Raw genomic sequence first — 14742 nt, 5'->3', positions numbered from 1 at the left:
ATGGTCAAGCAGGGCAAGTCCATCATCCGGGTCACGCCCGAGCGCTGGAGCCCCGTCGCCACCGGCGGCTTCCCGGCACGCCTCGCCCCCCAGGACTGACCACCGGCCCCCTCGACCGGCGGACGGAGTCCGGCGCGGCGTCCCGAAGCCTGCGCAGCAGCGCGAGCGACGCAAAAAGAAGGGGCCCGGGCGGCGATGGTCAAGCAGGGCAAGTCCATCATCCGGGTCACGCCCGAGCGCTGGAGCCCCGTCGCCACCGGCGGCTTCCCGGCACGCCTCGCCCCCCAGGACCGACCACCGGCCCCCTCGACCGGCGGACGGAGTCCGGCGCGGCCTCAGCCGCGTTCCACCATCGCCTCGATGCCCGCGACCAGCAGGTCCAGGGCGAAGGTGAAGTCGCGGTCCAGCATCTCCGCGACCGTGTCGCCGCCGCGGGCCGCCATGAGGTTCCTGGACTCCTCGACGACCTCGGCGGTCCGCGGCGCCTCGGTCGCCTCGGTCAGGGAGTGCTGGAAGTACTCGTCCGGGGTCATGCCCGCGTCCGCGACCCGGCCGAAGAAGTGGCCCTCGATCGTGCCGTAGCCGTACACGAACTGGAAGACCGCCGCGATCGCGCTCGTGATGCGGTGGTCGGGCAGGCCCGTGCTGCGGACCACCCTCTGGACCGTGCGGGAGAAGACCAGGGAGTTCGGCCCGATGTTGAGGTACCGTCCGGCCAGCGGCGACAGCCACGGGTGTCGCACCAGCAGTTCCCGGTACGCCGACGCCAGCGCCCGCAGCTGCTCGCGCCAGTCCTCGCCCGCCGCCTCCGGATCGGGCAGTTCCAGTTCGCCGAAGGCCGCGTCCAGGGCGAGTTCCAGCAGGTCGTCCTTGGTGTCGACGTACCAGTAGAGGGACATCGCCGTCACGCCCAGCTCGGCCGCCAGGCGGCGCATGGAGAACCGGTCCAGTCCCTCCGCGTCCAGCAGCCGTACGGTGGCCCCGGTGATCCGGTCCCGGTCGAGTCCCGACGGCTGGCTCCCGCCCCGCCCCCGGCGCGCCTTGCCCTCCAGCCACACGCTGGTCCGCCCGGCCTGCTCGGCAGCCTTCGCCATGGCGCACCTTCCTGGGGGTTCTCCGGGTCACTCCTGATGACGATGCTAGGTGGCGGCCGGGCCTTCGAGGCCGCAGGCCCGCGGCACGGCGGCACGGCGGCACGGCACGGCGGCACGGCGGCACGGCGGCGCGGCACCGCCGCCACCGGTCCGTCCGGTGGCACGGGCCCGGCGCGCCACGCGGAAAGGGGCGGTGACCGCGGTCACCGCCCCTTTGCCGTGCCGGCCGCCGGACCTCAGCCGGCCGCCTCCCCCGTCAGGTCGTAGAACGTGGTCGAACCGACCGTGACCTGCTTGAAGCTGGCCTCGACCCACTCGGTGATCTGCGCGGACGTGCCGTCGCCGCTGCCGCCCATGCCGCCGCCCGATCCGCTGCTGATGAAGTAGTGGATCATGCCGTCGGCGACGTACTGCTTGAACTGCGCCAGCGTCGGGGACGGGTCGGTGCCGTTGAAGCCGCCGATGGCCATCACCGGGTCGCCGGTGGCCAGCTGGTAGCTCGCGGCGTTCTGGGCGCCGATGGCCGCCGCCGCCCAGGTGTACTTGTCGGAGTCGGTGTCCAGCAGCTTCTTGGCCTCGTCGGTGACGGTGGCGCCGTTGATGAGGCCGCCCATGCCGCCTCCGCCGCCCGCCGGGCCGCCGCCGTCGGTCTGTCCGCCGGGGGCGGTCCGGCCCTGTCCCTGGCCCTGGCCCTGTGTGCCGCCGTTGCCGTTCTGCTGGCCGGGCAGGCCGCCGCCGGGGAAGCCGCCGTTCTGCCGGCCCTGGCCCTGCTGGCCGGGCAGGCCGCCGAAGGCGCCACCGCCGCCGGGACCGCCCCGGCCGCCGCCCATCATGGACGCGCCGGCCGGGCCCGCCGTCGGGATGGATCCGGTGTGCGCGGAGTTCACGGTGCTCAACGTGTACGCCGTCGGTCCGGCCAGCGCCGCGACCATGCTCACGGCCGCCGCCGCGAGGGCGAGCCGCCGGGTCAGCCGGCCGGCGAAGACCAGGCCGAGCGCGCCCGTCAGGCCGCCGACCAGCACCAGCCACTTCAGCCAGGGCAGGTGGTCCGGGGTGCGGTCGAGCAGGACGTACCCCCAGGCCGCGGCGGCCACCGAGGCGGCGGCGAGGGTGAGCGACGCCCGGATCCCGGACCGCCTCTCCCACAGGAGGCCGGCGCCCATGCCGATCACGGCGGCCAGGTAGGGGGCCAGCGCGATCGTGTAGTACTGGTGGAAGATGCCCGCCATGTAGCTGAAGACCACCGTGGTGATCAGCAGCGAACCGCCCCAGACCAGGAACGCGCCCCGGGTCACGGAGGTCCGCCTCCGCCCGCGCGTGGCCACCAGGCCCGCGACCAGCAGGATCAGAGCGGCGGGCAGCAGCCAGGAGATCTGGGCGCCGATCTCGGAGTTGAACATCCGGTCCCAGCCGGTCTCGCCCCACTGCCCGGTTCCGCCGCCGCCACCGCCGCCGACACTGCCGGTCTCGTCGCCGCTGAGGCGGCCGAGCCCGTTGTAGCCGAAGGTCAGCTCCAGGAAGGAGTTGTTCTGCGAGCCGCCGATGTAGGGGCGGGAGGAGGCGGGCCACAGCTCGACGACCGCGACCCACCAGCCGCCGGAGACGACCAGCGCTGCCGTCGCCAGGGCCAGCTGCGAGAAACGCCTCCGCAGCGGGACCGGCGCGCAGACGGCGTACACGATCGCCAGCGGCGGCAGGATCAGGAAGGCCTGGAGGGTCTTGGCGAGGAACGCGAAGCCGATCGCGGCACCGGCCCACACCAGCCACTTCGTGCGGCCGTCCTCCAGGGCGCGGACCACGAGGTAGCAGGCCGTGGTCATCAGCAGGGCCAGCATGGCGTCCGGGTTGTTGAACCGGAACATCAGCGCGGCGACCGGGGTGAGCGCGAGCACGGCGCCCGCGATCAGGCCCGAGGCGGGGCTGAAGCGGCGGCGCACGGAGGCGTACACGACGGCGACCGAGCCGACGCCCATCAGCACCTCGGGAACGAGGATCGCCCACGAGTTCAGGCCGAAGATCCGCACGGACAGCGCCATCGGCCACAGCGCGGCCGGCGGCTTGTCGACGGTGATGGCGTTGGCCGAGTCCAGCGAGCCGAAGAAGAACGCCTTCCAGCTCTGGCTGCCGGCCTGGACGGCCGCGGAGTAGAAGGAGTTCGCGTAGCCGGAGGCGCTCAGGTTGTACAGGTACAGGGCGCAGGTGGCGAGCAGCAGGCCGAGGAGGGCCGGGCGCGCCCAGCGGGGGTCCTCGGGCCGGCCGCGCCACAGTCTGCGGGCGAGGGGCTGCTTCGGCTCGCCCGCACCGGGGGCGGGGGCGTCGGGTTCCCGCGGTATCGCGGGAGGAGCGGTCTCGGGCGGGCCCCAGGCGGTGGGCGTGGCCGGGCCGTCGGCCGTCCGCGCCGTGTCGTCGAGGTGGGTGGTCATCGGGCGTCCCCCGGATCGGTGTCGTGGGGACGCACCGGCTGCAGCCGCATGGTGGCGTCCCTCCCCCACTCTCGGCTTCGCTCGATCGGGGGCACCCCCACGGTGCCGTCCGCGGCTTCGCCGGCGCGGAACTGGTTCGTGCCGCTGTCGTGCGGCGGGGTGTGGGGGTGCGGCGCGTGGGGGTACGGCCGCTGCGGCAGTGGACCGGGCGCGGGGTACGCCGGTGAGGCGGCGGTCCGCCCCAGGGGCTGGGACGGGGCCGGGGGCTCCTCGTCGCCCCGCCGGTCCGGGAACACCCAGGCGCGGAAGAGGAGGAAGCGCAGCACGGTCGCCGCGAGGTTGGCGGCGACGAGGACGGCCAGTTCGGTGGCGTGTGCCGGGTCGGACGTCGCCGCGTCGAGCGCGACGAGCGAACCGCTGGTCAGCGCGAGGCCGATGCCGAAGACGACGAGTCCCTGCGCCTGGTGGCGGACGGCACCGCTCCGGCCGCGCACCCCGAAGGTGAGCCGGCGGTTGGCGGCGGTGTTGGCGACCGCGGAGACCAGCAGCGCGAGCGCGTTGGCCGTCTGGGAGCCGGAGAACTGCCGGAAACCGCTGTAGAGCAGCAGGTAGAAGAGGGTGGACAGGCCACCGACGACACAGAAGCCGACAAGTTGACGGGCCAGGCCCTTGGGTACGTCCATGATCTCGCGGTCGCGGGGATCGTCGCCGAACGGCCTGGTCAGCCGGTCCAGGGGAAGCGAACCGGTGGCCAGCGCCCGGCCCACGCGCCATACCCCTTTCAGGTCGTCGGTCGCCGTCTTCACGATGTGCACCGTGGAGTCCGGGTCGTCGACCCAGTCGACCGGCACTTCGTGGATACGCAGACCGGCCCGTTCGGCGAGCACCAGCATCTCAGTGTCGAAGAACCAGCCGGTGTCTTCCACCAGCGGGAGCAGAAGTTGCGCCACGTCGCGGCGGATCGCCTTGAAACCGCACTGCGCGTCCGAGAACCGGGCCTGGAGCGAGCCGCGCAGGATCAGGTTGTACGAGCGGGAGATGAACTCCCGCTTGGCCCCGCGCACCACCCGCGAGCTGCGGGCCAGCCGGGAGCCGATCGCCAGGTCGGAGTGGCCCGAGATCAGCGGTGCCACCAGCGGCAGCAGCGCGTTGAGGTCGGTGGACAGGTCGACGTCCATGTAGGCGAGGATCGGGGCGTCCGAGGCCGACCAGACGGTCCGCAGCGCCCGGCCGCGGCCCTTCTGCTCCAGGCGGACGGACCTCACCTCGGGGACCCGCGTCTCCAGCAGCCGCGCCACGTCGGGGGTGCTGTCCGTCGACGCGTTGTCCGCGACGGTGATGCGGAACGGGTAGGGGAACGTCCGCGTCAGGTGGTCGTGCAGTCTGCGCACGCAGGGCTGGAGGTCCTTCTCCTCGTTGTAGACGGGGATCACTACGTCCAGGACAGGCGTACCGGCTGTGGCGGCCGGGAGGTGCTCCCGCGCCGGCAGGGTGCCGGGAGAAGAGTCGGTTCGCATGCCGACGACTCTCCTCAGACGCCCTGTTGCACCCATGTGCTGGCCCTGTGCTGGCCCTGTGAGTCCCGTTGCCAGTCGGTTTCGGGCGCGGGCCGGGGCACGGCGGGGGCGAGGGCGGGCAGGTGCACGGTGAAGACGGTCCGTCCGGGCACGCTGTCGACGGTCACGGCGCCGCCGTGCGCGCCGACGACGGCCTGCACGATGGCGAGGCCCAGGCCGGTGGAGCCGGTGGCGCGGGAGCGCGCGGAATCGCCGCGGGCGAACCGTTCGAAGACGCGGGGGAGCAGGTCCTGCGGAATGCCCTGGCCGTTGTCCTGGACGTCCACGCACAGCCAGGGGCCGCGCCGCTGCACGCGCGCGGTGACGGTCGTGCCCGGCGGTGTGTGGGTGCGGGCGTTGGCGAGCAGGTTGACGAGGACCTGTTGCAGCCGCGCCGGGTCGGCGGACACCGGGGCCGGCTCCTCGGGGAGTTCGAGGCGCCACACGTGGTCGGGTCCGGCGGCACGGGCGTCGCTGATGGTGTCGATGACGAGGGGGACGAGGTCGGTCTGCTCGAACTGGAGCGGGCGGCCCGCGTCGAGGCGGGCGAGCAGCAGCAGGTCCTCCACGAGGAAGGTCATCCGGCCGGCCTCGGACTCGATCCGGCCCAGCGCGTGCCGGGTGTCGGGCCCGACCTGCTCGCGTCCGCGGCGGGTCAGTTCGGCGTACCCCCTGATGGAGGCCAGGGGTGTCCTGAGTTCGTGGCTGGCGTCCGCGACGAACTGGCGGACCCGCATCTCGCTCTCCTGGCGGGCGTGCAGGGCGCCGTGGACGTGGTTCAGCATCCGGTTGAGCGCGGCGCCCACCTGGCCGACCTCGGTGTGCGGGTCGGTCTCGGACTCGGGGACCCGCTCGGAGAGGTTGACCTCACCGGTGTGCAGGGGGAGTTCGGAGACGCGGGTGGCGGTGGCGGCGACCTTGCGCAGGGGGCGGGTGGCGAGCCCGACGAGCACGTAGCCGGCGATGACGGCGGCGCCGAGACCGGCTGCGGTGACGCTGATCTCCACGAGGATCAGCGTGTTGACGGTGCTGTCGACGACGGCGGTGGGCAGGGCGACGTAGTAGCCGGAGCCGTCGTCGCCGGGCACGTACGTCACGAGGTAGTCGCCGAGGCCCGGAAGGGTCACGGTGTGGGTGCCGGTCACGGGCACGCCCTCGAACGCGGCACGTTGGGACGCGCTCAGCGCGGTGGCGTTCATCCGCTGCCGGATGTCGTCGGACACCCGCTCGGCGACGACGGCCCTGGAGACCGTGCCGTCGGCGGCGACCTCCGCGGCCACGGTCCGTTCCTGCGTCGGACCGTTGGTGACGAAGCCGTCGACGCGGTCCTCCACCAGGGTGTTCTTCTCGCCGTCCCGGCCGAACGGCGGTCCCGACAGCCGCTTGCCGGCCTCGACGACCTGGTCGCCCAGCTGCTCGTACAGGTGCGAGCGCAGGGCCAGTGTCGTCACCGTGCCGATCACCGCGCAGACGACCGCGATCAGCACCACCGACGCCACGACGAGCCGGGTCCGCAGGGTGCGGGGCTTGCGGGGCTTGCCCGCTCGCCTCTGCGCACGCGGCCGTCGTCGCCCGCTCATGACGCCGCGGGCTTGATCAGGTAACCGGCGCCGCGCCGCGTGTGGATCATCGGCTCGCGCCCCGCGTCGATCTTGCGCCGCAGGTAGGAGATGTAGAGCTCGACCACGTTGGCCTGGCCGCCGAAGTCGTACGACCACACCCGGTCCAGTATCTGGGCCTTGCTGAGCACCCGCCGCGGGTTGCGCATCAGGAAGCGCAGCAGCTCGAACTCGGTGGCGGTGAGGTGGATGTTGTCGCCGCCCCGCGAGACCTCGTGGCTGTCCTCGTCCAGGGTGAGGTCGCCGACGACGAGCACCGACTCGGAGCGGCGGTCGGCGGCGCCGGAGCGGCGGATGAGCCCGCGCAGCCGGGCCACGACCTCCTCCAGGGAGAACGGCTTGGTGACGTAGTCGTCGCCGCCGGCGGTGAGGCCGGCGATCCGGTCCTCCACGGCGTCCTTGGCGGTGAGGAACAGCACGGGGACGTCCGGCAGCTCGCGGCGCAGCCGGCCGAGGACGGTCAGCCCGTCCATGTCGGGCAGCATCATGTCCAGGACGACGGCGTCGGGCCGGAACTCGCGGGCGGTCTGGACGGCGCCCGTGCCGTCACCGGCGCTCCGGATCTGCCATCCCTCGTAGCGCAGGGCCATGGACAGCAGTTCGGTGATCGACAACTCGTCGTCCACCACAAGCACTCGGACGGGGCTCCCGTCCGGCCTCAGCAGTTCGGTGCGCCCCTGGGGCGAGGTCGTGGTCATGCAGGACACCATGTCGGGGTCCTCTGAGAACACGCTTTCCGCTGTCTGTGATTTCCCTGAGAAACGCACAGGAAGCTCTCAGGGAAGCGCGGTGCGGGCGCGGGCCGGCGGCCCGTCCGTCGGCGTTCGCCCCGGTCGCACGGCCGGGGCGGTCTCGTGGAGCGGCTGCCTCCGTGCGGCGGCCCCTTGCGGGTTCCTGTGCGTTCCCGGGAGTTCCCTGAGGGAACCCGTCCGGTCCGGCGCCCGCCCGGGGCTCAGTCCGGGAGGGCGGCGAGCCACTCGACGAGGAGGCGGTTGACCTCCTCGGGCCGCTCCTGCTGGATCCAGTGGCCGCAGCCGTCGAGCAGGTGGGAGGAGACCAGGCCGGGCAGGGTGGCGGCGTGGGCGTCGATCGCGTCGGCGAGCCAGGTGGTGGAGGCGTCCAGGCGACCGGCGACGAACAGGGACGGCTGGGTGACGGGGGCGCCGTCGTGGTCGGCGAGGTCCTCCCAGTCCCGGTCCATGTTCCGGTAGCGGGCCAGCGCCCCGCTCAGCCCGGTCCGTTCGAACTCCGCCGCGCAGAAGTCGAGTTCCTCCTCGGTGAGCCATCCGGGCAGCCGGCCGGCGGGGAAGCGGTCGCGCATCCGGCCGCCGCGGGGCACGAAGTACGGGCTCGGCGCGTCGGGGGCGGGCATGGTGTCGGCGGACAGGGCCGCGTAGAACCCGGCGAGCCAGCCGCGTACGTCGGGCTCGATCTCGGCCTCGGCCCGGCCGGGCTCCTGGAAGTAGGAGACGTAGAACTCCTCCTGCGCGCCCGCCATCCGCGCGAAGATCTCGCTGGGCCGCGGTCCGCCACGGGGCGTGTAGGGGACGCCGAGCAGGCCGACCGCGCGGAAGACGTCCGGGCGGAGCAGTGCGCAGTGGGCGGCGATGGACGAGCCCCAGTCGTGACCGACGACCACCGCGCGCTCCTCGCCGAGGGCGCGCACCACGGCGGCGTTGTCCTCGACCAGTTCTCGCATGCGGTACGCCTCCGGGGCGGCGGGCCGGGAGGAACGGCCGTACCCCCTGACGTCGAGGGCGACCGCGCGGTGACCGGCGGCCGCGAGGGCGGGCAACTGGTGGCGCCAGGAGTACCAGGACTCGGGGAATCCGTGCACCAGGAGCACCAGCGGGCCGGTGCCCTGCTCCACGAGGTGGATCCGTCCCGCGGGGGAGGGAACGGTCCGGTGGGTGACGTCCAAGGTCTGCTGCGGCATGAGAGCTCCAGAGGTCCGGGCCCGGGAGGTGCCGGGCCGCCCGGTCACGGGGTGGCCCCGTCCGGTGGAGCCCCGCCCGGGCGGAGCTCCGTCACCGGCATCCTGCGGGGGCGGTCCGGAGCGGTGCGAGGGGACTTGCCGGTTCGGCAAAACGGGAGTGGGGGCCGGGGCAGGCCTGGTCGCGGGGCGGCCGGGCGGGACGGGCGCGCGTCGCGGGGCGACCGGGCGGGTGGCTCGCGCGTCCGCCGCGGGTCCGCCGGGGGGCGAGCGGAGGGCTCGCGGGACCGCCGCGGGTCCGCCGGGGGGCGGGCGGGAATCGGCCCGGGCGGGAACGGGACACATGGCGGGGCAGCGGGGCGCGCGGCGGCCGGGCGGGCTGGATCGCGGGTCCACCGAGGGAAGACGGGAATCGGCCCGGGCGGGTCCACCGGAGGTCCGCCGGGGCGGCTCGGTCCTCAGAACAGCTCGTCCTGAAGATGTCCCGTCGCCTTTCTGAACTCCCGCACCGGCACCTTCACTTCGTCCGTCTCCCCGGCAGGGACGAGCTCCCAGCCCCGCATCAGCCGGGTGTCCAGCACGACGACTCCCGCCGCCGTCGCCAGATGCAGATCCGGGCCGGCGGCGGCGACCAGTTCCCCGCCCACCGCGCCCCCGGCGGCCAGCTCGCTCACCGCGCCGACGGCCGCCGGTGCCGCCGCGAGGCCGAAGACCCCCACGTGGTCGACGGCCCGGAAGGGCTCCCGCGCCAACGACTCGGGCCAGCCGCCGAGTCCGACCGCCCTGGCGTGCAGCTCACGGATCTCCAGCGCCCGTTCCCCCTCGTGCCGCGGCAACTCGGCCCGTACGGCACGCTTCTCGGCGTACGGGACCCGGTCCGGGACGCGCAGCGCGGCCCGCAGAAGTTCCTCCGTGCGCCGGGCGGCCATCAGGGGGCCGGTGCCGAGCCAGCTGAAGGAGACGGCACCCTGCTCCAGCAGCCGCGCCGGCCCCCGCCCGGCCGCGGTGATCCCCACCTTGACCAGACCGGGCCCGAACCAGGCCAGGTACACGCGGTACGGCCGCGGGTCGTCGGCGACACCGTCCGCGGCGACGGAGTGCGCCCGGTCCAGCCGCCCGCACTCCTCGCAGCGCGCCCCCGTACTGCGGGCCGGCACGGCCGCCCGCACCGGGCACGGGTGTCCCCGAGCCCCCGTACACACCCGCACACCCCCCTCCGCCACCCCGAAGGCCACCCGCTTCCCCCACGACAGCGGGCTACGACGCCCCCCGTCCCACAGCAGCTCGGGGCCGGTCCCCGACCAGCGCAGCCCCGCGCACTTCCATGCCTGTGCCATCACCCACCACGGTAGGCGCCACCACTGACACCGCCCCTGCGACCACCCGCCGGGAAGACCGCCGGACAGCCCGCGGGCCCCGGGGGGGGGGGGGGGGGGGGGGGGGGGGGGGGGGCGGGGCGGGGGGGGGGGGGGGGGGGGGGGGGGGGGGGGGGGGGGGGGGGGGGGGGGGCGCGGCCCCCCCCCCCCCCCCCGCCCCCCCCCCCCCCCCCCCCCCCCCCCCCCCCCCCCGCCGCCCCCCCCCCCCCCCCCCCCCCGCCCCCCCGCGCCCCGCCGGGCCCCCCCCCCCCCCCCCCCCGGGGCCCGGGGCGAGGTCAGGACCGCCGCCCCCCGAACTCCCACTCGTGGACCTCGATGCCGGCGTACCGGTCCGGGGTCAGCACGGCCCGTGCCGCGTCCGGGTCCGGGGCGCGGAGCAGCACCGCCGTACCGAGCCAGGCGGCGCCGTCGTCGGACAGCAGCGGCCCGTACGCGATCAGCTCGTCCCGGTCGTCCGGTACGTCGAGATCGGCGGCCTCCCCCGCGCCGAGCCCGAGGACCAGGTACCGCTCGCCCCCGTCCCGGCCGCCGGGGAAGTCCCACATCGTGCGCCCCAGCAGGTTGCGCCACCGCCGCAGCAGCACGTCCCGGTAGGCCCCGGCCTGGTAGCCCGGCTCGTCGAACGCGAACGCCCGCGCGGCGGCCGGGTCCGGCAGGTCGACGACGTGCACGCTGCCGCTGAGCACGCCCTTGTCGAAGGTCGGCCCCCGGGCGATCAGCTCCGCCTCGTACCGGTCCATGTAGGACCAGTGCTCCTCCACCAGCTGGGTGCGCAGGGCGAGAGAGCCGGGCCGGTCACGGTGATGACAGAAGAACTCCATGCGCCCAGTCTCGGCGACTGCCCCGCGGGCCGGGGCGGAACGGTCCGGTCGCCGTCCCGCGGTCCGATCCGGACGACGGACCTCAGGCGGCGACGCGGGCGGCGAGCCGCTTGGCCTTCTCGGCGGCGCTGACCAGCGCGCGCTCACGGGACGCCTCCGCGAGGGGGACGAGGTCCGCCATCGCGGGGTTGGTGGCGGCCATGGTCAGCTCGGGCACGATGAAGTCGACCTCGGCGCCGGCCATGTCGACCAGGACGGCCTGGAGGTAGTTCTGCACGTACTCGTAGCCCTCGCGCGGGGTGCCCGGCGCGTAGGAGCCGCCCCGGCTGGCGACGACGGTGACCGGGAGGCCCTTGAGGGTCGAGTCGGGTCCGGCCGTACGGCCCATCAGGAGGACCTGGTCCAGCCAGGCCTTGAGGGTCGAGGGGATGGTGAAGTTGTACATCGGGGCGCCGATCAGCACGGCGTCCGCCCCCTCCAGCTCCTCCACCAGCTTCAGCCGCTCGGCGAACGCCGCGGCCTGCTCCGGGGTGTGGGCGGCCGGGTCGGCGAAGCCGGCCGAGGCGGTGAGGGCGTCCAGGTGCGGGACGGGTTCCGCGGAGAGGTCGCGGTAGTTCACGGTGCCCTGCGGGTGCTCCTCCTCCCACGCCTTGCGGAAGGCCTCCGTCACCGCGCGGGACGCTGAGGCGGAGGCGGGGAACAGCGACGAGTCCAGGTGCAGCAACGTGGCCATGGGGCACTCCAAGGTCGGGATACGTTTCCGTACGCAGCTATCAATAGCTACGTGACAACTAATAACACAGCTACTTACTTTTTTTCACCCCCGAACGACCGGGCGGTACCCTGGAGGCATGGCGGACACGAGGACGGATCACGAGCCGGGGGCGTGCAGCCGGGTCGGCGACGGCATCACCAGCGTCTTCGGGCTGCTCGGCAAGCGCTGGACGGGCATGATCGTGGCCGCGCTGATGCAGGGCCCCGTCTACTTCGCCGCGCTGCGCCGCGGCATCCCCGGCATCAGCGAACGCATGCTGTCCGACCGCCTGACCGAGCTGAGCGCCGCCGGTCTCGTGGTGCGCGAGGTCGACGAGGGCCCGCCGCTCCGCGTCTCGTACCGCCTGACCGACGCCGGGGCCGCCTTGGGCCCCGCCCTCCAGGAACTGGGCCGCTGGGCGGAGAAACACCTGCTCAAGACCGACGGCGTCTGCTGAGGCAGCCGCCGGAACCCTGCGTGCCGGCACGGCGCCCCGGGGACACCGAATCCGTACCGGAGGAGCGCGGCCGTCCCGAGCGGGCCACGCACGGCTCCGCCGACCGCGACCGCGCCGGACGGGGCTTCTGCCGCCGCACCGGCAACCGGCCGGAACCGCGCTCCTTCGGACACCCGGAGAGCGGACACCCGGAGAGCCGTGACGCGGCCGGCGGAGGAGGAGCGGGAGGCAGGACCGAGGGCGGAGCCGGAGCGAGGCCGCAGCCGGAGCGGGTTCAGGTCCACCAGCCCGCCGGAGTGATCACGGCGCGGCCGGCGGTCGGCGCGGAGAGGGAGTTTCCGATGCTGTGGGCCGGGGCTTTCGCGCGGGTCCGCGCCCCGATCGGGTCGAGGTCGCGCGGGCGGTCACCGGCCGGACGGCGGACCCGCGTGCCGACCGAGCGACGACGGACCGCACACCGGCGGGACGCGTGGCGTCCCGGGCGTCACCGCCGAGCGGCGGCGCCGGTCGCGATTGATCCCCACCGGGCCCGGCGACGGCTGTCGGGCACGGCACACCGTCGCGCCGCGTGGCGGGACGTCACCTGGCCGACCCCGCACGCCACGGCCGGACGCGTCTCGCCGGCACGGCGCACGTCCTGGACACGAGCCGCACCATGGCCCCGACCGTCCTCGTCGAAGACCCGCACGGCTCGTGAGACCGAGACCGAGACCGAGGCCGACACCGGGGTCGGTGTCGGGGTCGGACAGCCCCGGGCGGGAGCTAGCCGGACCTCCGCCGAGCAGAACGGCGCTCGGGGACGAACTCCGGCACGTCCTCGAGCGGGAAGTGGTCGTTCTCCGCGGACTCCACGAAGTCTCCGAAGTCCGGTGCCTGGAAGGGGTTCGCCGCCGGAGGCGGCGAGGTCGCGAGGGAACTGCGCGGCGCCCCTTCCGGAGCGGAGAACAGCGAGGTCGAGTCGATGAGAGGACTCCCATTCGTTACAGGGCTGTGAGGAAGCCGACGTGCCGTGAGAGGGCACTGCGGGTTCTACAGCTTGGTCAGCTTGGGGTACGGACTGAGGATCCGCTGTTGTGCCGAGCCGAAATCGACGAGGACCGCGATCCCCTCCTCGATGCCGATCACCCGGCCGAGGCCGTACACGTCGTGCGTGACCTGGTCACCCACGGCGAACTGCTTGGGCGGCGGCGCGACCGGAGCCTTGAAGGGGCTGGTGGGCAGATGGCGCTTCGATGCAGCAGGCTTTGTCATTGCCCCCAGTATGCGCCCGACCGCGGCCGCCCGGCAGCGCTCGAACACCTCTTCCGTCTCCGGGAGGGCTTCGGCGGTCCAACGCGAGAGGCCCCGGATCTCTCCGGGGCCTCTCGTCGGTGTGCACTCGGCAGGATTCGAACCTGCAACCTTCTGATCCGTAGTCAGATGCTCTATCCGTTAAGCTACGAGTGCTTGTTCTTCTTCTGTTTTCCGTCTCCGCTCCCGGCCCTTGCGGCCCGCTCGCGGCGACAGGAAGAACATTACATGACTGCCGCCGCCATGTGAAATCCGATTCCCCCACCCCTTGTGACCTGCGAGAAGACCCGATCCGGGGGTGCGGAAACAGGTGGCCGGGAACGACGAAGCCCCGGTCGCGGAGGACCGGGGCTTCGAAGTCGAGCGGAGGCGGAGGGATTTGAACCCTCGATGGGCTTTGAGGCCCAAACCGCATTAGCAGTGCGGCGCCATAGACCGGACTAGGCGACGCCTCCACACAGCCGCTCGCGTGACTGCGAGTGGCGCGTGCAGATGATGACACAGTCGAGCGTCGTGTCACCAATCGGCGTCCACGGTACTAGGCGGGCGGCCCGCAGGGCAAAGGCATTCGCCGGGCGGAACGTCGCCGGGGGTGGGGCGTTAGGCAGGTCATGGTCCAGGTCACACCGCTGCGGCGGCTCGTTCTCGCCTTCTCCGCCTCCGTCGCCGTCGTCGGCTCGCTCGGCGCGGGTTCCGTCACCGCCCACGCCGGATCCGGCCCGGCCCGGCCGCCCCTCGCGCCGCCTCCCGTCCGCGACGAGGACCGGCCCGCCTCCGGCGATCACCTCACCGTGATCGTCCGGGGCGCGGGCGGGGGCGCCGACGGGACCTTCGCGGTGCGGTGCCGTCCGGACCGGGGGACGCACCCGGACGTGTCGGGGGCCTGCGCGGCCGTGGACCGCAACACCCGGTGGGGGAGGGATCCCTTCGCGCCCGTGCCGGAGGGCGGTGTGTGCACCATGCGGTACGGCGGTCCGGCCACCGCCCATGTCACCGGCCGCTGGGCCGGGCGACCCGTCGACACGACGTTCGAGCGCGGCAACGGGTGTCAGATCGAGCGCTGGGACCGGTTCACGCCGTTGCTGCCCGAGGTGGGGCGGACACCGGCCGGCCCCTGACGAGGAGTGCCGGGGGCGGTCGACCGGGTTCCGTCCCGCAGCAGCCCGAGGACGCCCGCCGGGACGGCGGGTCGTACGCCCCCGCACCCCACAGAAGTCGTACAGGTTTCCCGTGGCGGGAGCACCCGTCGCGTGAATGTCGCGCGAAGGTCCCGCGCAGGCGGGGCGGGTGGTCGTACGTTCTGGGGCACTTCGTCGTGCGAGCTGCCTCTCATCCGGCGCCGCGGGCACGGCCCCAACCCTTAGACTCGCTCGCGTGACACGCTGCGGGAGGGTTGGCAATATGGCCCGGGCGGTCGGC

At 73.9% G+C, this 14742-nt stretch carries 13 protein-coding genes, 2 tRNA genes and 2 pseudogenes; 5 read left to right on the top strand and 12 right to left on the bottom strand.

Features of this window, described 5'->3' with window-relative positions:
• Positions 1-99, top strand: a pseudogene (locus ACGFQC_RS11810) (PPOX class F420-dependent oxidoreductase); the annotation flags it as partial.
• An 87-nt stretch (positions 100-186) separates the two neighbouring features.
• Positions 187-285, top strand: a pseudogene (locus ACGFQC_RS11805) (PPOX class F420-dependent oxidoreductase); the annotation flags it as partial.
• Between the two features lie 50 nt (positions 286-335).
• Here the strand turns inward: ACGFQC_RS11805 and ACGFQC_RS11800 are convergent.
• The 9 genes from ACGFQC_RS11800 to ACGFQC_RS11760 all read right to left on the bottom strand — a co-directional run bounded on the left by ACGFQC_RS11800 (position 336) and on the right by ACGFQC_RS11760 (position 11555).
• On the bottom strand, positions 336-1094 hold the full coding sequence (locus ACGFQC_RS11800; RefSeq protein ID WP_363090870.1) for a TetR/AcrR family transcriptional regulator: 759 nt from the start codon (positions 1092-1094) through the stop codon (positions 336-338).
• 236 nt (positions 1095-1330) lie between these two features.
• Positions 1331-3517 (bottom strand): glycosyltransferase family 39 protein, encoded by a 2187-nt coding sequence (locus tag ACGFQC_RS11795; RefSeq protein WP_363090871.1) that lies wholly within the window; start codon positions 3515-3517, stop codon positions 1331-1333.
• Positions 3514-5034: a bifunctional glycosyltransferase family 2/GtrA family protein gene (locus ACGFQC_RS11790; RefSeq protein WP_363090872.1), complete on the bottom strand. Its 1521-nt coding sequence runs from the start codon at positions 5032-5034 to the stop codon at positions 3514-3516. Before ACGFQC_RS11790 ends, ACGFQC_RS11795 begins: the two co-directional genes overlap by 4 nt.
• Positions 5035-5048: 14 nt before the next feature.
• Entirely contained in the window at positions 5049-6653 is a 1605-nt protein-coding gene (locus tag ACGFQC_RS11785; RefSeq protein WP_363090873.1) for a HAMP domain-containing sensor histidine kinase, read from the bottom strand.
• The gene (locus tag ACGFQC_RS11780; RefSeq protein ID WP_192582816.1) at positions 6650-7390 is read right to left on the bottom strand and encodes a response regulator transcription factor; all 741 of its coding nucleotides are present in this window, start codon (positions 7388-7390) and stop codon (positions 6650-6652) included. Before ACGFQC_RS11780 ends, ACGFQC_RS11785 begins: the two co-directional genes overlap by 4 nt.
• Before the next feature lie 254 nt (positions 7391-7644).
• Positions 7645-8628, bottom strand: coding sequence for an alpha/beta hydrolase (locus ACGFQC_RS11775; protein ID WP_363090874.1), 984 nt, complete (start codon positions 8626-8628; stop codon positions 7645-7647).
• Positions 8629-9083: 455 nt separating this feature from the next.
• Positions 9084-9962: a DUF2797 domain-containing protein gene (locus ACGFQC_RS11770; RefSeq protein ID WP_363090875.1), complete on the bottom strand. Its 879-nt coding sequence runs from the start codon at positions 9960-9962 to the stop codon at positions 9084-9086.
• Positions 9963-10276: 314 nt separating this feature from the next.
• Positions 10277-10822, bottom strand: a complete 546-nt coding sequence (locus tag ACGFQC_RS11765; RefSeq protein ID WP_363090876.1) for a YciI family protein — start codon at positions 10820-10822, stop codon at positions 10277-10279.
• 82 nt (positions 10823-10904) lie between these two features.
• Entirely contained in the window at positions 10905-11555 is a 651-nt protein-coding gene (locus tag ACGFQC_RS11760) for an NAD(P)H-dependent oxidoreductase (RefSeq protein ID WP_363090877.1), read from the bottom strand.
• Positions 11556-11673: 118 nt separating this feature from the next.
• Here ACGFQC_RS11760 and ACGFQC_RS11755 point away from each other — a divergent pair, with 118 nt between their 5' ends.
• A complete protein-coding gene (locus ACGFQC_RS11755) occupies positions 11674-12033 on the top strand; it encodes a helix-turn-helix domain-containing protein (RefSeq protein WP_363090878.1) in 360 nt (119 codons plus the stop codon).
• Positions 12034-12601: 568 nt separating this feature from the next.
• Positions 12602-12730: a hypothetical protein gene (locus ACGFQC_RS11750; RefSeq protein WP_363090879.1), complete on the top strand. Its 129-nt coding sequence runs from the start codon at positions 12602-12604 to the stop codon at positions 12728-12730.
• Between the two features lie 332 nt (positions 12731-13062).
• Here ACGFQC_RS11750 and ACGFQC_RS11745 read toward each other — a convergent pair whose 3' ends face one another.
• The 3 genes from ACGFQC_RS11745 to ACGFQC_RS11735 form a co-directional block, all read right to left on the bottom strand.
• The gene (locus ACGFQC_RS11745; RefSeq protein ID WP_363090880.1) at positions 13063-13284 is read right to left on the bottom strand and encodes a hypothetical protein; all 222 of its coding nucleotides are present in this window, start codon (positions 13282-13284) and stop codon (positions 13063-13065) included.
• A gap of 122 nt (positions 13285-13406) precedes the next feature.
• Positions 13407-13479, bottom strand: a tRNA-Arg gene (locus ACGFQC_RS11740).
• Between the two features lie 208 nt (positions 13480-13687).
• Positions 13688-13778, bottom strand: a tRNA-Ser gene (locus ACGFQC_RS11735).
• Positions 13779-13934: 156 nt separating this feature from the next.
• Between ACGFQC_RS11735 and ACGFQC_RS11730 the strand changes: the two genes are divergently transcribed.
• The gene (locus ACGFQC_RS11730; protein ID WP_363090881.1) at positions 13935-14441 is read left to right on the top strand and encodes an SSI family serine proteinase inhibitor; all 507 of its coding nucleotides are present in this window, start codon (positions 13935-13937) and stop codon (positions 14439-14441) included.
• The last annotated feature ends 301 nt before the right edge of the window (positions 14442-14742 follow it).

Origin of the sequence: Streptomyces sp. NPDC048734, from assembly GCF_043198675.1 — a bacterium.
Lineage (GTDB): Bacteria > Actinomycetota > Actinomycetes > Streptomycetales > Streptomycetaceae > Streptomyces.
The sequence above is the reverse complement of the archived record's forward strand: the minus strand, read 5'-3'. Positions and strand labels throughout refer to the sequence as shown.